This is a genomic window from Syntrophothermus sp. (assembly GCF_013314835.1).
GTDB classification, from domain to species: domain Bacteria; phylum Bacillota; class Syntrophomonadia; order Syntrophomonadales; family Syntrophothermaceae; genus Syntrophothermus; species Syntrophothermus lipocalidus.
This window is the reverse complement of the sequence record NZ_JABUEX010000019.1, coordinates 1-19,639: the sequence shown is the minus strand read 5'-3', so window position 1 is coordinate 19,639 and position 19,639 is coordinate 1. Positions and strand designations below refer to the sequence as shown.

21 protein-coding genes are annotated in these 19,639 nt (G+C 52.3%); 8 read left to right on the top strand and 13 right to left on the bottom strand.

What is annotated here, in order from left to right:
• Positions 1–115: 115 nt before the first annotated feature.
• The 6 genes from HPY90_RS07505 to HPY90_RS07480 form a co-directional block, all read right to left on the bottom strand.
• Positions 116–1,240 (bottom strand): type I restriction endonuclease, encoded by a 1,125-nt coding sequence (locus HPY90_RS07505; protein WP_287193093.1) that lies wholly within the window; start codon positions 1,238–1,240, stop codon positions 116–118.
• 14 nt (positions 1,241–1,254) lie between these two features.
• The gene (locus HPY90_RS07500) at positions 1,255–1,689 is read right to left on the bottom strand and encodes an ImmA/IrrE family metallo-endopeptidase (RefSeq protein ID WP_287193090.1); all 435 of its coding nucleotides are present in this window, start codon (positions 1,687–1,689) and stop codon (positions 1,255–1,257) included.
• 100 nt (positions 1,690–1,789) lie between these two features.
• Positions 1,790–2,074: a type II toxin-antitoxin system RelE family toxin gene (locus tag HPY90_RS07495; RefSeq protein ID WP_287193087.1), complete on the bottom strand. Its 285-nt coding sequence runs from the start codon at positions 2,072–2,074 to the stop codon at positions 1,790–1,792.
• Positions 2,050–2,316, bottom strand: coding sequence for a hypothetical protein (locus tag HPY90_RS07490; RefSeq protein ID WP_287193085.1), 267 nt, complete (start codon positions 2,314–2,316; stop codon positions 2,050–2,052). Before HPY90_RS07490 ends, HPY90_RS07495 begins: the two co-directional genes overlap by 25 nt.
• Before the next feature lie 289 nt (positions 2,317–2,605).
• Entirely contained in the window at positions 2,606–2,941 is a 336-nt protein-coding gene (locus HPY90_RS07485) for a hypothetical protein (protein WP_287193082.1), read from the bottom strand.
• Positions 2,942–2,944: 3 nt separating this feature from the next.
• Positions 2,945–3,283 (bottom strand): hypothetical protein, encoded by a 339-nt coding sequence (locus tag HPY90_RS07480; protein ID WP_287193079.1) that lies wholly within the window; start codon positions 3,281–3,283, stop codon positions 2,945–2,947.
• Between the two features lie 612 nt (positions 3,284–3,895).
• Here HPY90_RS07480 and HPY90_RS07475 point away from each other — a divergent pair.
• Positions 3,896–4,267, top strand: coding sequence for a hypothetical protein (locus HPY90_RS07475; RefSeq protein ID WP_287193076.1), 372 nt, complete (start codon positions 3,896–3,898; stop codon positions 4,265–4,267).
• Positions 4,268–4,761: 494 nt separating this feature from the next.
• On the opposite strand, the gene HPY90_RS07470 is transcribed toward HPY90_RS07475, so the two are convergent.
• The 5 genes from HPY90_RS07470 to HPY90_RS07450 all read right to left on the bottom strand — a co-directional run bounded on the left by HPY90_RS07470 (position 4,762) and on the right by HPY90_RS07450 (position 7,809).
• Positions 4,762–5,175: a type II toxin-antitoxin system HicB family antitoxin gene (locus HPY90_RS07470; protein ID WP_013176121.1), complete on the bottom strand. Its 414-nt coding sequence runs from the start codon at positions 5,173–5,175 to the stop codon at positions 4,762–4,764.
• Between the two features lie 31 nt (positions 5,176–5,206).
• Positions 5,207–5,497, bottom strand: coding sequence for a type II toxin-antitoxin system HicA family toxin (locus HPY90_RS07465; RefSeq protein ID WP_353733644.1), 291 nt, complete (start codon positions 5,495–5,497; stop codon positions 5,207–5,209).
• A 106-nt stretch (positions 5,498–5,603) separates the two neighbouring features.
• A complete protein-coding gene (locus HPY90_RS07460; RefSeq protein ID WP_287193071.1) occupies positions 5,604–6,647 on the bottom strand; it encodes a zf-HC2 domain-containing protein in 1,044 nt (347 codons plus the stop codon).
• 116 nt (positions 6,648–6,763) lie between these two features.
• Complete coding sequence (locus HPY90_RS07455; protein WP_287193068.1) at positions 6,764–7,339, bottom strand: sigma-70 family RNA polymerase sigma factor; 576 nt, start codon at positions 7,337–7,339, stop codon at positions 6,764–6,766.
• Between the two features lie 242 nt (positions 7,340–7,581).
• Positions 7,582–7,809 carry an AbrB/MazE/SpoVT family DNA-binding domain-containing protein gene (locus HPY90_RS07450; protein ID WP_287193065.1) on the bottom strand — a complete coding sequence of 76 codons (228 nt, stop codon included), beginning with the start codon at positions 7,807–7,809 and terminating at the stop codon, positions 7,582–7,584.
• A 513-nt stretch (positions 7,810–8,322) separates the two neighbouring features.
• Between HPY90_RS07450 and HPY90_RS07445 the strand changes: the two genes are divergently transcribed.
• Positions 8,323–10,572, top strand: a complete 2,250-nt coding sequence (locus HPY90_RS07445; protein WP_287193063.1) for a copper amine oxidase N-terminal domain-containing protein — start codon at positions 8,323–8,325, stop codon at positions 10,570–10,572.
• Between the two features lie 192 nt (positions 10,573–10,764).
• On the opposite strand, the gene HPY90_RS07440 is transcribed toward HPY90_RS07445, so the two are convergent.
• The gene (locus tag HPY90_RS07440) at positions 10,765–11,448 is read right to left on the bottom strand and encodes an RpnC/YadD family protein (RefSeq protein WP_287193060.1); all 684 of its coding nucleotides are present in this window, start codon (positions 11,446–11,448) and stop codon (positions 10,765–10,767) included.
• A 31-nt stretch (positions 11,449–11,479) separates the two neighbouring features.
• Complete coding sequence (locus HPY90_RS07435) at positions 11,480–11,644, bottom strand: hypothetical protein (RefSeq protein WP_287193058.1); 165 nt, start codon at positions 11,642–11,644, stop codon at positions 11,480–11,482.
• Positions 11,645–11,913: 269 nt separating this feature from the next.
• Here HPY90_RS07435 and HPY90_RS07430 point away from each other — a divergent pair, with 269 nt between their 5' ends.
• From HPY90_RS07430 to HPY90_RS07405, 6 genes are all read left to right on the top strand, one after another.
• A complete protein-coding gene (locus HPY90_RS07430) occupies positions 11,914–12,693 on the top strand; it encodes an RpnC/YadD family protein (protein WP_287193055.1) in 780 nt (259 codons plus the stop codon).
• 271 nt (positions 12,694–12,964) lie between these two features.
• Entirely contained in the window at positions 12,965–13,249 is a 285-nt protein-coding gene (locus HPY90_RS07425) for a hypothetical protein (RefSeq protein ID WP_287193052.1), read from the top strand.
• Positions 13,239–13,637, top strand: a complete 399-nt coding sequence (locus HPY90_RS07420; RefSeq protein WP_287193049.1) for a type II toxin-antitoxin system VapC family toxin — start codon at positions 13,239–13,241, stop codon at positions 13,635–13,637. The genes HPY90_RS07425 and HPY90_RS07420 overlap by 11 nt, the downstream gene beginning before the upstream one ends.
• Positions 13,638–13,762: 125 nt before the next feature.
• The gene (locus HPY90_RS07415) at positions 13,763–14,905 is read left to right on the top strand and encodes a TolC family protein (protein ID WP_287193047.1); all 1,143 of its coding nucleotides are present in this window, start codon (positions 13,763–13,765) and stop codon (positions 14,903–14,905) included.
• A gap of 278 nt (positions 14,906–15,183) precedes the next feature.
• The gene (locus tag HPY90_RS07410; protein WP_287193044.1) at positions 15,184–16,344 is read left to right on the top strand and encodes an efflux RND transporter periplasmic adaptor subunit; all 1,161 of its coding nucleotides are present in this window, start codon (positions 15,184–15,186) and stop codon (positions 16,342–16,344) included.
• Entirely contained in the window at positions 16,341–19,481 is a 3,141-nt protein-coding gene (locus HPY90_RS07405; protein ID WP_287193041.1) for an efflux RND transporter permease subunit, read from the top strand. Before HPY90_RS07410 ends, HPY90_RS07405 begins: the two co-directional genes overlap by 4 nt.
• Positions 19,482–19,639: the final 158 nt, after the last annotated feature.

Sequence of the window (19,639 nt, the reverse complement as noted above, 5' to 3'; positions counted from 1 at the left end):
GTTATCGTGAGGCTTCATCACTTCTTCTTTATCCTAGCCTCCAGCACAACCCAATAATCCGCACCTCTTCGGCCGTCAGGACATTTCTTCATCGGGCCTTCCCTTTCATCTTACTTTAGTTACTGCTAGAGACTGCATCGTAACATTTTATCAACAAACGTTCTAGCCTTTTCAGTTCACCGATATCGTTAATAATAATCCTATTGGTGCCATAGGCCTTGACCTCTTCAATACTCATGGAGGTGTCAGCAAGTAAATTGCGGACTTCCTCAATCGGTAGGTTCGGATACACATAATTCTTACTTCCGCCCAGCATTAATCTTATTATCCAGCGGGACGGGCTGCGATAGTTAATGGAAAAGTACGCCGTTGTGTCCTTATACTGGATATCGCTTATATCGCGCCCGTTTTCGGCAAGGATTGCCTTTACTAATTCAAATGCTTCCAATTCTTCTGCTGTTGTAGCTATTTTCCTTTCTGGTTCCTTTTCTGATGTATCGGCTTCTTTTTCGGTTGATCCTGAGCTTGGGGCAGCCAAGCCTTTTTGGACAAGACTGACAAGGGCTTGTGAAACTGAACGCTTAACTATAGGGCGAAAGCGTTCAATAACAGCCGGGGTAATTCTAGATAACTTGCCGGAGATGCTGGCATCGTTCAATAGATACTTAACGAACTCATCTGGTGGGTCCTTGAATATCGATTCTAGTTTAGAAGTAAGAGCGTTGGTAAATTTCAACTCCTCTGCGAAACTGCGGACCGCCTGCACATCAAAGGATTCTTTCCGGAAGTGCATCAATGTATCAATGTCTTCTTGGCTCAGGCAAGTAATAGTGCACTCAAAAAATGGTTCGTCATCCATGATATTGGGTTCGTCAAAGTCGGTATAGAAGCGGTATGTAATTCCGTTAGTGATGACAGCTATTCGGACGGTAGGTGTGGCATTGAAGTAGGCCCTTAACTGCGAGTGGTGTCCTTTCAGAGAATCTCCTACTGGCTTGACTTCGAAAAACATGATAGGGCTATCGTCTTTGCATATCGCATAGTCTATCCGGGCGTTCTTCCCGCCGCCGAAGGCGGCATAGTATTCCGGCTTAACCTCCAAGGGATTAAATACGTCGAACCCCAGTGTCTGGATAAACGGCAGAACCAACGCGTTCTTGGTCATCTCCTCGTTGGTTACGTGGTCTTTGCGTTCTCCAACCTGAGCTGACAGCTTAAGTATGTCTTCTTTGAACCCCACACAACCATCTCCTTTCATAATTGCCCAAATACCCGATACCTTATCATATCCACCGGCACGCCTACACTGGCCGCAAACTGCTCTAGGGTTTCATCTTCCTCCGGCCCCTCCCCCCAGGTCAACAACTCAACCGCAAACATGTGCGCTTCATATTCCATCTTCGACTCCATGAGAGTGTGGTCGGCTATCCAGAAATAGCCGTGGCCGCCTGGGGACAGGACCAGGTGGCCTAATTCATGGGCGAGAACCACCTGCTTTAGCCGCTCAGGGAGGTTGGAATTAAGGATGATCGTGACCTGCCCGGCTATATCAAGTATGATGCCCTTGATTCGCTCGAAGGGGTGTTCGTCTACTTCGATTCCCATCTGTCGGGCCAGGCGATACGGGTCATTGGTTTCCTGCTCGCCGACTAGATACTGAACGGCTTGGTTTATGTAATCTCTTTTCATGGTGAACACCTGCTTGTCCTCGGAGAAGGTGTCGAAAAATGTCGCAAAGGTTAGACATGATAAAACCTGCTACGCTAGCAGTAGCAGGTTGTCGGTTTTGCTATCTATAAGCATCCTTTCTGTGTTCTATTCTTTCGATGTAGACCGTTTTTCTGACATTATCTATGGTGTAGATTATGCGCATACTATTGATATCCCAACGATAGTGCCCGGCCCACTTGCCTCTAAGCTTCCTGATATGTCTGGAAGGGCTGCGAAAAGGGAACTTGGACAGTTCCTGAAATGCCCTATCGATACGCCTTTTTTCATCCTGCGGGAGGCCTAGGTAGTTTTTCTCCACCTTGCTAGAAGTAAATTCAATCACATATCTGTCGGAGGTATCCATCTTATAGTCTCGCCCCGCAGTATGCTCTCTCTGGCTTCATGCAATTCGGCGAGAGCGTCTTTGTCAAGGCATAGTTCTGCCGTAGCCTCCCAGTCCTCCAAAAATTGCCTTAGGTGTGCTACCCATTCATCAGCAGGGTAGCCTTCTAGAATATCGAACAATTCGGCTAGGAACTCCTTCAAGTCTTCTTCAGTGCCCAAGTTATTGTTTAGGAAGTATTCTCTTAAATGTTTCAGTGTCACTTCGCTATCACCCCTCCCGGAATCTGGTATGGTATAAGGGGACGACAGACCGGGGACGAATGGGGGTGTACCCGTCACCTCAAACGTCCTAGCAAGAATAAAGTTCACTCCAACAGTACTTTCCCTTTTGCGACTATCCGATAGTCCAGCCGTAGACCATATCTGTCTTCTAGCAGATGACCAGTTGTTCAGGATATCATCCACTATGTTAATCCCCCTTTACTTGTATTATGCTACTGGGAAGGGCAGGTTGCCAATCTTCTTTGTTACACTAACGGAAAACCAGAAGCTATCGTTTGTTTTCTTGCTGTTGGCTCGCTTGAAACTCGTCCAGTCTTTCCTGTAACCACTTAATAATGTCAGGTACTGACGACATCGGCAAGATTACCCCAATATGGCGTATTCGCTTGACCCTAGTTGTGTTAGTGCTCGCTGGTTCACGTTCTTCTAAATTGTCGGGGAGTATTAAGCGCACAACGTCTGGATATTCAGGGACATCTTCTATGATGTCGAATAAGAGTTCTCCAGCGGGATGTGTTATGCCCCAAAAGCCAGTAGCATGGACGCGACGGTACTCTGGTGGTGTTTCAAACTTAAATTCAATTATCTGTTTACTGTCCTTCACGCCTTATTGTTCCTCCTTCCGAGACGGTTGTTCGCTTTCCTTCTCCCTTTCCCGCTTCCTCTTCTCCCTCTCCCACTTCAGCCTGAGATAGTCCTTTACTTCTTCTATGTCATCTTCCGTCAGCCGCTGCCCCATGAACCAGATCCGGGCTGTCTTCAAAAACTCATCCAGTTCTACATCCGTGGGCGGTGTATCCCTGTACCACCAGGCGGGGGTGGAGGGGTCGGGTTCGGAAGTCTTTTCAGGTTCTTTACTTTCACGAGGCGGTTTAGGTTTGCGAAACCGTTGTGAACTATCCGCGCTTGGGAAACCAAAGACGCCCTCTGGCAGTGATTGGGACACTGTATACGTCTCCGGTTTGCTCTGGCCGGTGGGGAACGGTCGTTTGTCAGGCCAAGCAAGTAATCAGCAGAAGTGCTCAGGGCCTCAGCTAACCGGGCTATATCATCATAATCAGGGTCGGTGTAGCAGCGTTCCCAAGTAGATACCACCTGGGATGAAACGTTGATTTTTGCGCCAATTCCTTTTGTGTTAGTCCAGCAGCACTTCTCCTTTCACGTATACGATCACCTACCATCATACCTGCACCTATTGCTATTGTATCCAAAACTAATGCCGGGCGATAGATAACTAACGTAAATCGAGAGAAATTTTTGTACGACCACTGACAATAACCTACTCCGTTAGTTATGATGAAAGTAACCAAAGGCGTTAGCGACGGGAGGTGAAAGTTTCATCATCAAGCCGCGTACTATAAAGAAATACCAACGGAGTACAGGAGGCAGATACCGGAACATGAAAAGGAGTATTCTCCTTTTGATATCCCTCTTCTCAGTCTTTCTACTATTCTCGGGTGGCTGCACGACGGTCAGCTCCTCTGAAGATGTAGAAGAGTCCCCCGGGTAGGCGCTTACTCAAACAGAACAAAAGAGAATAGACCTATACCTCGCCGCCATGAAAGCGGTATTCGCAGAAGAAAACGGCGGTAGCCAGTTCATTGCGGTAAAGTTGGAGACCCTGGAAGGGTTGACTTCGGAGGGCAAACTGGCGGTGATGGCAGGACTGAAGGATTTGTCCCCTCACGTCTACGACTTTGAAAAGATAAAAGACGACACCAGCAAGTTCAATTTCGACAAGCAGGGAAGACGTGTGTCTGCAAAGAATGGTACATTACTTTGGGTCGACGTGGAGGAGTTCAATGAAGATAGAGCAGTTATCGAAGCTACATCATGGTTTGGAAACCTGGGAGCTGTTTTCCTGAAGTTCGATGCCAGATATGTGGATAACCAATGGGAGCTGAAGGTCATTCGTCGAGCGGTGGCCTGATGTATCCATTCGCAATATTGTGCTGGGTTTTTCTGCTTGCTTCAGAGCCAGTTACTGCTTGTTACTTGTTTCTAGTTCTGTTTTTTGGGGTTATGCAAGACCCTCGAGTAGCATTAACACAGTACCACCACTTTGGAAAACAGGCATTTTGCAAATAAATACACGCGAAGAAACGGGACGGGCCAAGTGAGTTGTTAGTGAAAAGTCGCCTTCGTGAAAGAGACGGAGGCGATTTCCTTTTTTTATGCGCCCGCTCGAACTCCCTGTGAGGCAGGGCTTGCCTGGCACTATCTCAGTCCCCGTTTCGCAGCCCTTTACAACCTACGAATAAAATCGAGCAATCTGTTCAATTGGTCCGCAGAAATGCTCAGCCTGGCTGGCTTTCGATCGAGTCTAGCCAAATAACACACTCCAATCATATGGGCCAGAAGAGTAGTCCTTCAGGTTTACTTTTTCGACGCATCAACGAGTAGCCTATTTCCCATGCCGGTTACTCACGGCTGTTTTTCGTTAAGACCCAAATACTCTTTCAAAGCATTTTGCAGTAAGTGCGAAAAATTCACGTTATGTTCCCGAGCCAGGTCGTCAAGCCACTTGGGTATGGTCAATGTTTTCTTGACAGATCGGTGCTTCATTTCGTCACGGAAAGGCGGCATCCAAGCTTCAACAAGAACCACCACCTGGTTGGGCTCCGCTTTTATCGTGTTTGCGGGGCTGGGATCGGGTATGGCGCAACCGTCTTCCTCCAACCCATAAAGGTGAAGGGCTAACGCTTCTTTTGCCATATACAGGGCTTCTTCGTCAGTATCGCCGCACGTGTAGCATCCGGGCAAGTCGGGAAATTCTACTGATATGCCGTCATTTGCATAGTCAAAGATGGCAGGATATACATATTTGTCCTTACCCATGGTTGAGTCCCCCTTTTCTAATTATTGCGTGTTATGACTCGTCTAAGCCCGCCTGTTTTAAGATACTCTTGACTGTCTTCACAGGCAGGCTTTTTCTCGGATGAGGGATGGTAACTAATCCAGGTTTTGTCGGATGCCTGAATTGATGGTGGCTGCCGCTGATTCTGACCATCATCCAACCGGCTTGCTGTATCAAGCGGATCAGTTCCCTTGACGAGTATGTCTTCGCACGCTTCACCTCGTAAGCTAATTGTAACACGTACAAAAATACGTGACAATCGAAACTCCGGGGAATGGTACTCTCATCAAAAGAGTGCTCCATGGTGCCGCGCAAAAAATATTTGCGCGACCCAATCAAGAGGGCGAGAGGCTTGTATTAGTTAGGAAGATATTATAGGGAGATCATAAAAAAACGCCCTTCGCGGGCGTTACTGCAGCCACAGGACTATGACGCGATAGCTGGAGGCGTTATCCCAGGAAACCAATTGCTCCTCCAGGTCCTTAATCTTCGCTTCAAGCTCCCTCTTCTGTGAGGCATCTTCGGTCGCGGCGAGCTGGGCGGTAAGGCCCCGGTACTGCTCCAAGGTCCGGGCGAACTCCTGGGTCACGTCCCGGGTCTCTTCCTGGTAGTCGACCACCTTACCCAGTCCCATAACCGCGTCTTCCAGGGCTTCCGCCTGAGCGGGATCCACCAGCATTCGGTACACGATCCATTTCTCGCTTCCGGCTGACTGCTGGGCCACCAGCTCCGGTTTGATTCCGTAGCGGGTAGCTATGGCCAGCGCCTGCGACTGGGCCGTAACGAGATCTGCAACCGACAAACGGACCAGGGTGCTAGTTATCTTGCGCTCCTTATTGAGAAACACCCGAGTCTGGGTGGTTGTCCCCGATGGCTTGACCGGAGCACTTGTTTGCCCAGGATTCACAACAGACGTTTGCCCTTCTTGGGACGCTGCTCCGTTCTCCGGCCCAAGTGCGCTGCTACCCGGCTTGACAGAAGGCTCTGACGCATTGCCCGACTGCTGAACCGATCCCGATCCATCTGAATCGCCTGAATCCGCCGTCTTAACTTCTGCCGGGGGTTTCTCCGTCTCATGGGCAACTTCACCAGGACGATGCGGGACATCAGGCTTTACTGCCCACCAGCCGAAAACGAGCACCGCCGCTGCCGCCGCTACCGCCACGAGTTCCTTCCAGCGTCTGAAGGCCACAAACTTGACCTTGGCTTTCCGAGGCTCCACGGCCGCGGCCTCTTCCCCGATCCTGGCCATCACGCGCTCGGAAAAACCGGACGGAGCCACCGCGTCGGGCCGGGCCTGCCTCGAGGCCTGGGACATGTCTTCCCACAGGGCCAGTTCCCGACTGCATTCCCCACACCCTTCCAGGTGCAGGCGCAAGGATACGGCAGAAGCCTCGTCGAGCTCCCCGTCCAACCAGGGCGAAAAAAGTTGTCTCGCATCGACACAGTTCATAATAAGCACACCCTATTATTTTTCGCGTAATGTCTTCACATAAGTATTCCATAAGACATCTGTGTAAATCTGTGCTAATCAGTGTTCATCTGTGGCCGTTAATCTGCGTCTAATCCTTATATCTGTGGCCCTAGAAAGTCCCGTAAAGCCTTTCTTGCCCGGTTAAGCCTCGACCTTACCGTGCCCACCGAGCACTCCATCATCTCTGCTATCTCCTCGTAGCTGTATCCCTCGAACTCCCTCAAGGTCAGGGCTACGCGGAACTCGAAGGGCAGCTTCTTCAGCCCCTCCAAGACCAGTTCCCGCAGTTCTCCCCGCTCGACCGCTTCTAGGGGATCCTCCTCAGCCGCTGCCACCTGGCGAGCCACCTCACCGTCCCCGGTATCCACCGGTTCATCCAGGGAGATTACATTATCCTTCTCCCGACGCCGGGAGTTCAGGTACTGATTCACCGCTATGCGGTACAGCCAGGTGCCGAGGTCCGCGTCGCTTCTGAAAGACCCTATCCCCCGGTAGGCCCGGACGAAAACCTCCTGGGCCAGGTCCTGGGCATCGTCGTAGTTCCCGGTGAGCCGGTAGCACTGGCTGAACACCTTATCCTGGTAAGAGACGACCAGCTTCTCGAACGCTCGCAGGTCTCCAGCTTGCGCCTTTTTCACCAGGTCCTTAGCTTCATTATTGTATTTACCCAACGTCAGACACTCCTGACACGCCGGGCAACCCCGGCTATGTATTTAGACACACATATTTCACAAAAAGTTCCTTCAATTTGAGCCACAGATACCCACGGATGTTAACGGATGGACACAGATAACCTAATTGATAAGAAAATCACGAGATAATAACGGCATTTCCCCTCAGCAGCGCGCTGCGAGAGCCCGCACTTAAAGTCTCTGTGCCGGCAGACCTACTATTCTACTATTACTATAACAGCTTATTCCCCCAGCCTTTTCAAGGTCTTGCCGTGCCGGGCATTTACTCGAGTCAATGCCTCCTCGAACTTCCGGTCGCGCTCAGCATCAGGTAAGGGCGATATAATCAGGCCCTTGCCGTCGGTCGCGATCTTCAGAGGCGTCTTCATGTTGATGTCTAGCAGTTCGAGTACGGCCTTATCAATGATAAGGGCGGCGCTGTTGCCGTGAGTCGTCAGGGTCTTAATCATGCTTGTTACCTCTTGTGGAAGCATGTCATAAATACATTGTATCATGAAACCGCAGCCACAGATGCACCCAGATTATCGCTGATGGGCACAGGTAAAAACAGATCAGAACTCAGAAATAGCATTTCCTAATAGCGATGTTCTGTGCTAAGGAAGCGCGCTGCACTTTTGTGCCGGAACACCCGAACTCCCATTATAAATTAAAGTCAAAAAATTTGTGTAAATCAGTGCTCATCTGTGTTTATCTGTGGCTCAATCCTGTGGCTAATGGTAATCCAAAAAATTCCCTCCGGCCCCGGGAACTTTTTCACCCCCTTCCGTGTCTAACTAATACAGACAGCCGTATCCCAGGCATCACAGCCCAGTCACACCAGCACACGCGAACGGCTGCACGCTAGAAAGGGAGGGATGGACAAGAAAAAGCGGCTTCTATCGGGTTAGCACTCGATGATCACCTCTCTACGGAGGCTTCCGCCTCAAGACCACCTAGCAACATAAAAGAAGGAGGGAAACTAATTGCGTAAAGCAAGAAACAGCAAACTAGCTCTATTACTAGTACTCACCATGCTGGCAACCCTGTTCGTAGCAATACCGACAGCAAGCGCGGCGACAACGTACAGCGCAGCCACCACGGCTACCTTCGATCCCTCAACTAGCGGGGCTGCCACGCAGAATTTAGGTTATGCGCAGATCAGTATCGATCCGTTGCTAGCAAGTACTAGCGAAGCACTGATTGAAGTTAGGGATTCCGGAGGGAATAAGCTAGAGATCACTGCCGTGAATGATTACCAAAACCTAACAGACGGCTGGAGTGGAGGTAACATATCGCTAGCCAGAGTAAATGAGTACACGTACAAGATTACCATTTCACCGGGCGCGGGCAATGCCGGGCTGGAATTCAAGTATGCCCTCCAACTCCAGGTCAACGCAAAGGGCTGTGCCAGTGGGGACGTTACCTTGAAGATCAGTAAGCTGTCTGGCCAGCTCAGTAGCGGAGAAGTAGTGGTTGGTAAAGCTACGGGAGCAACAGTTACTGCGGAGACGCTGTCAGTAGATACTATCACCGAAAGCGGCGGCTCCGTTACGATTAGGCTCACTGAGAACGTCGGAGACGGACTCGAACAGGGCGACAGAAGCGTCAAGCTGGTTTTGCCTAACGGGTTTACTTGGGACAACGAGTCGTGCGAGGTAATTACTGGCAACATCGAATGTGATGTACAGCATGATGGCAACAATGCCCGTTACCTCTACTTAATTGTGGACGACCTATCTGAGACCCACAGTAGATCCATCATTGATATCACAGCGGATATAGTTGTTGACGAAACCAAGGCGAATTACGGTGATGTTAATGTCAGCATCAGCGGTGATTCCTCGGTTACTCCTTCAAGTTTGACGGTCGCGCGATACAGCGAGACTGGGGTAGAGGTTACCGTTGAAAACAAGACCACGGTAGTAGCTGGTAAGGTCAAGCAAGAAATAGGCGATATAGTCATTTCGGAAAACGCGCCCGAGTCGCTTGTAAATGGTAAGACTATTACCATAACCTTACCTGCCAATGCGAAGTGGGCTGAGCTTCCTGACGTTGATGAAGAACGAGTCGGGGTCGACCAGGCGAACGTTCGTATAATTGGAACCGATGGAAGAACCATAAGATACACGGTAAACGATACGTCCGATGGTGAGACTAAGGGTGGCGTATTGAGATTCAAGAATGCTACGGTAAACCTAGCAGTTAATGCAAGTGGTGAACTGAAGGTCGATATAAGTGGAACAGCAGGAGCGGATAAGAAGGGGCTAGTCGTAGCAGACATTAAAGCTCCGCTGGCTTCGGGTAACATTTCCAAGCCTGAAGTTAAGATCGGTATCCAAAACCAGGCGGCTGGCGATATAGTACTTGTAGAAAACCAGGCTGGCGCTCTTGCGGCGAATAAAGACCTGATTATATTACTTCCTTCCGGATGCGAGTTTAGCGAAGCTCCGACGGTTAGCGTTATTAAGGGAGACCTAGAGATTGACGAACGGAACGTGGATGCGGACGAAGGAGTGCTGACAATTCCCATTACGGGCGAGAGTACAACTGCGAGCGAGATACAGATCAGCGGCATCAAATACGATGTGGACCGTACAGTCGAGGAAGGAAATGTCAAAGTGAAGGTGCAAGGTGACGCAGTAAATGAAGTTAATGACATGGACAAAATAGAGGATGAGTTTACAGACGCCGATGCAGATGTCGGAGACTTTGGAATTGATCTTAACAATGATGCCGATGCTGATTATACGTTCGACGCGAGTGGTGCAGATGCAGGAATGTTCCCGGCCATTGAGACGGCGCTCGAAGTTGTCAATGCTATCTGTATCACCCCGGCTCCTGGTCAGACCAAGGGCAGTGCGGTGTTCACTCTGGGCCAAGCCAGCTACACGCTGAACGGCTCGACCGTCAGCATGCCGGTTGCTCCGTATGCTAAGAACGGGCGGACTTACCTGCCGCTCAGGTTCTGCGGCAACGCCATCGGCATCGATGACGCCAACATCTATTGGGACAGCGCTACCAAGAAAGCGACCCTGAAGAAGGATAGCACCATCGTTCAGGTCGTACTCGGCAGCCAGGCCTTGTATGTGAACGGCGTACAGGTAGCGACCATGGACGTTGCTCCTGAGGCCAAGGACGGCTACACCATGCTGCCTATCCGGCCCGTACTCGAAGCCTTCGGCGCCAAGGTAACCTATGACGCCGCTACTCAGGCCATCAGCATCGAGTACTAGGAGTAAGTCCACAGCCTAAACGGCAAAAAGAAAGGCTCGGATCCATCGATCCGGGCCTTCTTTTATCCTTAGACGCAGATTTACGCAGACGTTGGACGCAGATCATCATTAAAGTTCCCAGCGGGAAGGTTCTTGTGTTGAGTTTTTCTGGAGGGGCGCGACCGCCGGCGGGGATTCGGGACTGCTAATGATCTAATTTCCTAGCTCGCGCTTGAGCACTAACACTTCATTCAAAGGAAGGCCGGTTATTTCGGCCACGTCCTCGGGCGAAAACCCTTTTTTCAGAGCTGTCCGGGCAGTTTCTATCTTTGCCTCGATTTTTCCTTCAATTCTCCCCTCTATTCTCCCTTCTATTCTGCCTTCAATTCTCCCTTCTTTTCTGCCTTCTTCTTTTATCCACTGTTCAATCTGGGTCATCGCTATCACCTCCAATAAACGTTCTTTCTGAGCGTCTGTCATATATTTGTCGCTCAAAGCTATAATAGCAGCAAACACCAAATTCTGCTTGTCGTCCCTTATTTTCTTGGCCAGTGCCGCCGCCTTTAATGCCATTTCTCCCTCGCTTTCCTCATGTTTCATCAAAGGAAGAAATATCAGCTGCACCACCTCGCTTTTGCTCAATTCTTCCCCGCTTTCAATCTTCTGGCTTAGGTGTCGGTAGTTCTCTTCTCCATCTAGACGGTTTAAGTGGACGTTCTTTACTTTGTATACCAGTGAGCCGCATTCAAATCCGTCTTGTGCTTCTTTTACTCGGCCCGAATATATTACCACGGTTCTTATAGTACGCCAGTAGCGGTCAAGCAGTTTCAGATCGTAGCCTGCGAAGCGGTGAAGATCATTTCTGGTTGCTGGGGACGTTTGAAATTCCAGGTGCAAGAGAGTTTCATCTGCCAGGCGAAAAAGAAAATCACACGCGTTCCTCCTTAACTTCAGCGGTGGGCAGTACGGTCGGGAGCATATCGACTATGGGCGGAACATCGAGACCGATAGCCTCCAGGGTCTGCCCGCGGAAGGCTTCGGCTGTGGCCTTAAGAATGATGTCGTCTCTCTGGCGGCTTATTCTAGTCTCCATTCAGTGATTTCCTCCTTGGCTCCATTATACACAGCAAGCGTCTTGGCCAGCAAGCGATTGAGAAAGTCATCCACAGGCTCAAAATGGGTCCTAGTTACCGCTTAATAACTGTGTCTTCTTTACTACTAACTCTAACTACCTAGGTGGACGCACGTGGGGGCGGGAGCTATAATATAACCAGGGAGGGATGATAACTGGAGCCGAGTATAAGCCGCCAGGCGAATGACGTAGTCTTAAAAGCCACAGCCGAAGCCTTCAGGGGTGAGGCTTTGAAAGCGATAGGACTGGACCTCCCGCCGATACGAGATATGCTTCCCACCGTAATCCCGGTAGCTGAGGTCAAAGAAGAACGGATAGACTTTTTGTTCCGCTTAGAAGACGGCAGCCTTTTACACCTGGAGTTTCAGACGACCGCAGCGACCAGAGCTGACATGGAGAGATTTGCCGGTTACGACTTAAAACTGTTGGAAAGATATCGGGAAATAATAAGGACGGTCGTAATATATTCAGGAAGGGTTAAAGAAGCACCGGTTGGGTTTGACGGAGGGTCTCTCGTATATCGGGTAACGAACGTATACCTGAAGAGTTGGGACGGGGAAAAAGAATACGAATATCTAAGGGAGAGAATCGATCGTGGAGAGGAACTGAGCAGGGCTGAGATAGTAAGGCTAATATTTCTTCCCTTGATGAAGCACGATGGCGCGGAAGGGGAAGTAGCGATAAAGGCGGCGGAGCTGGCGAAGAGAATAAGAGACGAGAAGCAGAACCTGGTATTTGCCGCGATAATAGCGCTGAGCGACAGGTACATGACGGAGGCGCAGAAAAAACGTTTGCTGGAGGTGGTAACGATGACCCAGATTGAGCAGTGGATAAGAGAAGAGGGAAGAAAAGAGGGTAGAATTGAAGGAAAGATCGAGGGAGAGCGTCAGAAAGCCTTGAACGCTGCCCGGGTGGCATTGAAGAAGGGGATAATGCCCGAAGACGTAGCCGAGATCACCGGACTTTCGCTGGACGAGGTGCTGGCCATAAGAAAAGAGATGGGGAACTAGGGAGGAAACCGGACACGATTTGCTCGAAAACTGGTCGAAAATAAGAGGACCTGGGTCACAAGACCCGGGTTTTTTCATCCCGAGACGCAGATTTGCGCAGATTCTCAAACTAATCTAGACATGACTTCCGTGCGGACTATGATGGGACTATGATTGCGCTGAAAGGTCTTAGGGTATGTACAAAGGGGAAATCGTTTGCTTATCTGTGTCTTCCTTAACCACCCCATACATGTTATACTTATTGTATAACATGTACCCAGGGGGTTTTAGAATGCGTGAAAAGACGCGCCTTAAGGCTATTAGGTTTCCCGAATCCCTTGTCCGTGACTTAGGCAAGTATGTTCGACAGGGTAAACAGAGCCAGTTTATTATCAGGGCTACCGAAGAAGCACTCTTACGCCTGAAGCAGGCAGAGGCTCTTAAAGAAGCTCATGGTTTGTTCAAACCCGATGAATACCCCGAATTTAGGGACCGGGAGAGCACTGAAAAATGGGTGAGAAACCTGCGGCAAGAAGCCGACAAGAGGGTGTCCGGGTGGTCAGAGCGTGAAAAGTAAACGAGGAGTAGAGGCATTCCTCCTTGACACGACTGCGCTGATTGATTTTTTGCGGGGCGACAGAGAAACCCTTGCTCTCTTGCAAGTCCTCTCAGAAAAGGCTCGCTTAGCCGCCTGCCCAATAACCGTAGCCGAGGTTTTTGCGGGTGCCAAAGAAAAAGAACTGCCGGGAGTAGAACGCTTCTTGTCCAGCCTCAAATTCTATTCCATAGATTATGAAGCGTCGCGCTTGGCCGGGCGCTGGCGCTACACTTACGCAAGGGCAGGTGTTACTCTGAGCTTGCCGGATACCCTCATCGCAGCGGTAGCCGTACTCAACAACCTGGCCCTGGTAACGGCCAATCGCAGGCATTATCCAATGGAGGAGTTAATTGTCATTACTCACTGAAAAGGATGGCCCCGCCTGGTTCTCGTGCCGGGTTTTCTGTTTGATACCCGGTTGACCGGTCGGTCGGTCGGGAGTATACTGAACGGTAAGGAGGACTGTATTTCGGACAGGGGAGGATACATAGTATGAAGCGTTGGTTAAAGTCGTTGAGGAAGGTACGGGTGGGCAAGGGGATCCTAGGCCTGGGGCTGGCTTTTGCCCTGCTGGTGGCACAAGGAGGTTGGCAGGCGGCGCAGGCTAAGGAGCCGGCAACTCCCGAGCTCAGCCTGAACCGGGCCATCGAGCTCGCTCTGACGCAGTCGGAGAGCGTGAAGAAGGCTACCAAGGAAGTGGACCGGACGGAGGAGTGGAGAAACTACCGCTCAGACCAGCTCGACTACACTCCGACCGAGCCCCCGGGGAACGCCTTGGTGGAGGTGGCTTGGGCTCAGCTACTCAGCGCTGATCTTTCCTGGCGCATGAGCAAGAAATCGCTGACGGCAGAACAGGATAAGGTGGCTCTAGATACCTGCAAAAAATACTTCGACGTTTTGGCTGCCCAGGAGAAGCTGAAATCCGCAGAAGCGTCGCTCAGCAACGCGCGCAAGCAGCTGCAGGTGGCCCGAGCCCTGTACAACGTGGGGATGGCTACCCAGGCGGCCCTGACGGCGGCGGAGGCGCAGTACCAGGCGGCCCAGGCGACCCTGAACGCAGCACAAAATGACCTAGATAAGGGGTATGTCCTTTTGAACCAGCTGGTCGGGCTGTGGCCGGAAGACCGACCGGTGCTCACCGATAAGGTGGACTTCAAGGCCCTGCAGATCACGAACCTGGACTACGAGGTGGAGAAGGTCCTGGAGTCCTGCCCGACGGTGTGGCTGGCCCAGGAGACCGTGACCATGAAGAAATACCTGGAAGACATGACCCTGTACACCGGTGAGTACCGGCCCTACCAGGCCCGCAAGATCGAGGTCGAGCAGGCGGAGCTGGATGCCCTGACGACCAAGGAGATGTTCGAGCGGATTACCCGGTCGCTGTATTACGGGGTGAAGAACCTGGAAGAATCATACGCCGGGGCTGAACAGGGGGTGCGGGCGGCCCAGGAGAACCTAAAGGTGGTGAAGGCGAAGTACGAGGTGGGCCTGGCTACTTCGGCGGAAGTGGCGGCTGCCGAGAAGTCGCTGGCTGAGGCTCAGTACACCGCTTACAACCTGGCCTGCCAGCACGCTTACATGAAGCTGGCCTTCGAGAAACCGTGGGCGTATCTATCGAGCCTGAGCAGTAACTAGAGCCACAAGCCACAGATGCACACAAGCTTGTAACCACAGATGAACACTGATAGGCACTGATTGACACAGATGAAGAACTTAAAATCACCGGAATCACATCTAAAACTTACAGGCGACGCGGACAAGTCTTCAACTGTTGCTTGTAGCTAACTGGTATCTAAGATGCAAACAATGGATATCTTCCTGCAGTGTTAGCAGTCCCATCAGTGTAAATCCGTGTTAATCTGTGTGTATCTGTGGCTTATTAGGGTTTATCCTAGAAAGGAGTGGAGAAGGGGTTGTGGGAGAGGGTTAGGAAGGTCTTGGCCGGGCTGGCGGTGTTGGTTCTTTTAGGCACAGGAGCAGCCGGCTGCGGCAATAAAAAAGAGCAAGCGGTCGAACCGTCCCAGATTCCGGTTCAGGTAGAAAAAGCCAGGCTGGCCGATGTGGAGAAGATAGCGGTATACAGCGGAACCTTGAGGGGAGTAGAGGAAGCTGTCGCCTACCCCAAGCTCTCGGCGGCAGCCGGGGCAGTGAAGGTAGTCGAAGTCATGGTCAAGCCGGGGGACCGGGTGTCGCAGGGCCAGACCCTGATCCGGCTTGATTCCGGTGACTTGGAGTACCAGATCCGGGCTTACGAGGCCCAGTTGGCAGGGCTCGTGGCTCAGAGGGAAGGGGCCCAGGTTCGGCTGTCGAATTTGAAGCAGACCCTGGATCGAACCAGGTTTTTGTATGATCAGGGGGCTGTGTCCAAGTCTGACCTGGAAAGGGCTGAGACCGAGTACGAAGCGGCGGTGGCGGGTTTGAAACAGATCGACGCCGGCATCGCCGGGGCCCAGGCTAACCTGGACAACGCCCGCCGCAACCTGGCCAACTGCAACGTGCCGTCTCCCGTAGGCGGTACCGTGGGAACGGTCAACGTAAGCGCTGGAGACAGCGTGACAGCCCAGACCCCGGTGGCGGTCGTCTCGAACACGTCCCGGCTCGAGGTCCAGGTGAACGTGGCCGAAGCCGAGGCAAGCTATGTCAAGCCCGGAGCCCAGGTTAAGGTCTACGTGCAGGCGGCATCGCCGGAGCCGTTCACGGGAATGGTCGACACGGTGGCTACGACGGCGGACAGCCGCATGAAGACATATCCGGTCAAGATCCTGCTCGACAACCCGAAAGGAATCTTGAGGTCAGGGATGTTTGCTGAGGTGCACCTTCCTACCCTGGTCAGGCGCCAGGTAGTGGCGGTTCCCCAGGAGGCGGTCGTGGCCAAGGGAGCCCGCCGGGTGGTGTACGTGGTGGACTCGAAGAGCATGGCCCATGAGAGACCTGTAACCGTAGGGATAGAGAACGAAAACCTGGCCGAGACTACGGAAGGGCTAAAAGCTGGCGAGCCGGTTGTGGTAAAGGGATCGACCCTCATCCGCGACGGGGATAAGGTAAAGGTTGTGGCAGGAGGCGTTGACAAGTGAGGCTTTCGCGGTTTGCAGTTCACCGCCCGGTCACCGTAGCCATTTTGGTAGGCGTCTTGATAGTCCTCGGCATCGTGGCTTTTTCCCGGCTGGCGGTGGATCTCTACCCCGACATTAAACTGCCGGTGGCGGCAGTCATAACCACCTACTCCGGGGCCGGCCCGGAAGAGGTGGAATCCCAGGTGTCGCGGCCTATCGAAAGCATCATGGGCACCCTGGCCAACGTGAAGGAGATACAGTCCAGGTCGGCCCCGGGCTCGTCCATCGTCATTGTACGCTTCAACTGGGGCACCGATATGGATTTTGCGACCCTTAACATGAGGGAAAAGCTGGCCTTGATCGAGACCTACCTGCCGGACGGGGTAGATAAACCGACGGTGGTGAAAATGGACCCCACCATGATGCCCGTCCTCCAGATAGGGGTTACCGGCGGTACAGATCTTGCCCAATTGCAGGACCTGGTGGAAGACAAGATTAAGCCGGAGCTGGAGCGGATCGACGGGGTGGCTTCGGTGGTCCTAACCGGTGGACTGACCCGTGAGGTTAGAGTGGACGTTGACCCGGTGAAGCTCGCCAACTACGGCCTGACCATGAGCCAGATTACCCAGGTTCTACGGGCCGACAACTTCAACCTGGCGGGAGGGACTGTAAACCACGGCGACCGGCAGCTTTTCATCCGCAGCCTGCAGCAGTTTGAAAACATCGATGACATCGAGAACGTGGCCGTTACTACCCCTGCGGGAGCCAATGTGCTGCTTTCCCAGGTAGCGGAGATAACCGACGGCTATAAAGACGCGGAACAGTACACGCGGGTAAACGGAAAGCCCAGCATCGGCATCCACATCCTGAAGCAGACCGATGCCAACTCGGTCAAGGTGTCGGAGAAGGTTCGAGCGACCTTGCAGGAGCTGAGCAAGACCATTCCCGGCGGCATTGAGGTCGGGGTGGTCTTCGACCAGGCCGATTTCATAAACCAATCGATGGGCACCATCAAGCGGTCCATGCTGGAAGGGGCACTCCTGGCCATGCTGGTCATTTACGTGTTCCTGCGCAGCGTGCCCAGCACCCTGGTCATCGCAACTTCTATACCGCTGTCGGTGGTTGCCACTTTCCTTTTGATGTATTTTTCTAAAATGACCATGAACATGGTGACTATGGGCGGGGTGGCTCTGGCCATCGGGCGCATCGTGGACGACTCTATCGTGGTCCTGGAAAGCATATTCCGCCACCGCCAGGCCGGCAAACCTGCAGTTCAGGCCGCCGTGGAGGGGGCGTCCGAAGTCGGCAACGCCGTTATGGCCGCGACTTTCACTACGGTGGCCGTGTTTTTCCCGGTGGTGTTCGTGGAAGGCATCTCCGCCATTTTGTTTAAACCGCTGGCGATGACCGTTTCTTTCGGGATACTGAGCTCCTTGGTGGTGGCCCTCACTATCATTCCCCTCCTTTCCAGCCGGATGATGACCGGGGACATCGTGCATGAGGTGAAAACGGAAGAAGGTTTATCCGGCCCCCGTCGTGTTCTGGCACGGCTCTATCTTTTCCTCGACAGCCTGGGCGAGCGCTACCGTCGGGTCATCCGCTGGGCCTTAGGGCACAGGCGGCTGATAGTGGTTACCGTAACAGTGCTGATGGTAGCAAGCGTAGCCCTGGTGCCTCTCATAGGAGCTGAGTTTTTGCCCAAGTCTGATGCCGGCCAGATAGGTATCACCATAGAAATGGATAAAGGAACAGTGCTGCAAGAGACTGACCGAGTAGCATCCAAAGTCGAGGCACTGGTCAAAGCAATACCCGAGGTTACCACGGTGTTTACCAGTGTCGGCTCAGAAGGCAGCATGATGTACATGACCGGGGCCTCAAGCACGGACACCTCTACCTTGAAGGTCATGCTCTGCAAGAAAAGCCAGCGCAGCCGTTCTACGGCCGAGATTGCAGAAGAAATCCGGAAGAAGACAGGCGATATTCCGGGGGCAAAGATCACGGTTACCGAGGTTGACCCCATGATGACCGGCATGTCTTCTTCTACGCCGGTGAATATTGAGATCTCGGGTGACGACCTGGAGGTGCTCAAGGGGCTGTCTGACCAAGCGGTTGACATCGTGCGCGCGGTGGCAGGTACACGGGAGGTCCAATCGAATCTGACGGAAGGCAAACCCGAAGTCAGGATCAAGGTGGATCGTCGCAAGGCTGCTTATTACGGCATCACGCCGGGCCAGGTGGCGCAGACGGTGCAGGCTGCTTTCGAAGGCACGGTCGCCACCCGCTACCGGGTGGAGGGGGACGAAGTCGACGTGCGCGTCCGCTACCAGCCCTCGGCTCGGGATGACTTGTCGGAACTGGGTTCACTTATGATAACCACAACCAGTGGTGCCCAGGTGCCTTTGAGCCAGGTAGCCGAATTCGAACTGGCGCGGGGGCCGATGACCATTACCAGGATCCACCAGGTACGAACTGCCCAGATAACGGCCAACATTTCCGGACGCGACCTCAACAGCGTGATACGGGACATCCAAAAACGTATGGATAAAGAACTGGTGCTGCCTACGGGTTACACCGTCAAGTACACGGGGGAAAACAAGGAGATGGTGGAGTCCTTCCAGAGCCTTTTGTACGCCCTGCTTTTGGCGGTGGTCCTGGTGTACGCGGTCATGGCCATACAGTACGAATCTTTCTTCGACCCGTTCGTTATCATGTTCTCGGTGCCGACCTGTTTCATCGGCGGGGCTTTCGGGCTGGCGGTTACGGGCAGAACCTTCAACGTGGTCGCCTTCATCGGGGTCATCATGCTGGTGGGTATCGCGGTCTCGAATGCCATCGTTTTAGTCGACTATATCAAGACCCTGCGGGAACGGGGAATGGAGCGGAACCAGGCCATAGAGGAAGCCGGGGCCGTAAGACTGCGCCCGGTATTGATGACGGCCCTCTGTACCATCATCGCCCTTTTCCCGCTGGCCTTGGGCTTGGGTGAAGGGGGAGAACTAGAGGCACCCTTGGCGACGGTGGTCATCGGGGGATTGACGGCATCGACGGTGATTACCCTGGTCCTGGTGCCGGTGGTATATACGATATTCGACGACTACGGGCGCAAAATCAGCGGGTGGATCAAGAGACGGAAACAGCAAGCCACAGATGCACACTGATTATCACAGATGAACACAGATTTTTTAAAAAATGAGACACAGATTGACGCAGATTTAATTAACAAAATAATATTAAAATAATAATATTGAATTATAATAAGTTAGTCCATTAGCACCTTATGCTGACCTCACCTGTAGTATTCTATGCCTCATCCTGA

Excerpts from the sequence above, each read along its gene's own strand:
- HPY90_RS07500 (WP_287193090.1), bottom strand. The coding sequence starts at position 1,689 with ATGAAAAGAGATTACATAAACCAAGCCGTTCAGTATCTAGTCGGCGAG.
- HPY90_RS07495 (WP_287193087.1), bottom strand. The coding sequence starts at position 2,074 with ATGGATACCTCCGACAGATATGTGATTGAATTTACTTCTAGCAAGGTG.
- HPY90_RS07475 (WP_287193076.1), top strand. The coding sequence starts at position 3,896 with ATGAAAGCGGTATTCGCAGAAGAAAACGGCGGTAGCCAGTTCATTGCG.
- HPY90_RS07470 (WP_013176121.1), bottom strand. The coding sequence starts at position 5,175 with ATGGGTAAGGACAAATATGTATATCCTGCCATCTTTGACTATGCAAAT.
- HPY90_RS07465 (WP_353733644.1), bottom strand. The coding sequence starts at position 5,497 with ATGGAGCACTCTTTTGATGAGAGTACCATTCCCCGGAGTTTCGATTGT.
- HPY90_RS07460 (WP_287193071.1), bottom strand. The coding sequence starts at position 6,647 with ATGAACTGTGTCGATGCGAGACAACTTTTTTCGCCCTGGTTGGACGGG.
- HPY90_RS07450 (WP_287193065.1), bottom strand. The coding sequence starts at position 7,809 with ATGATTAAGACCCTGACGACTCACGGCAACAGCGCCGCCCTTATCATT.
- HPY90_RS07435 (WP_287193058.1), bottom strand. The coding sequence starts at position 11,644 with ATGGAGACTAGAATAAGCCGCCAGAGAGACGACATCATTCTTAAGGCC.
- HPY90_RS07425 (WP_287193052.1), top strand. The coding sequence starts at position 12,965 with ATGCGTGAAAAGACGCGCCTTAAGGCTATTAGGTTTCCCGAATCCCTT.
- HPY90_RS07415 (WP_287193047.1), top strand. The coding sequence starts at position 13,763 with ATGAAGCGTTGGTTAAAGTCGTTGAGGAAGGTACGGGTGGGCAAGGGG.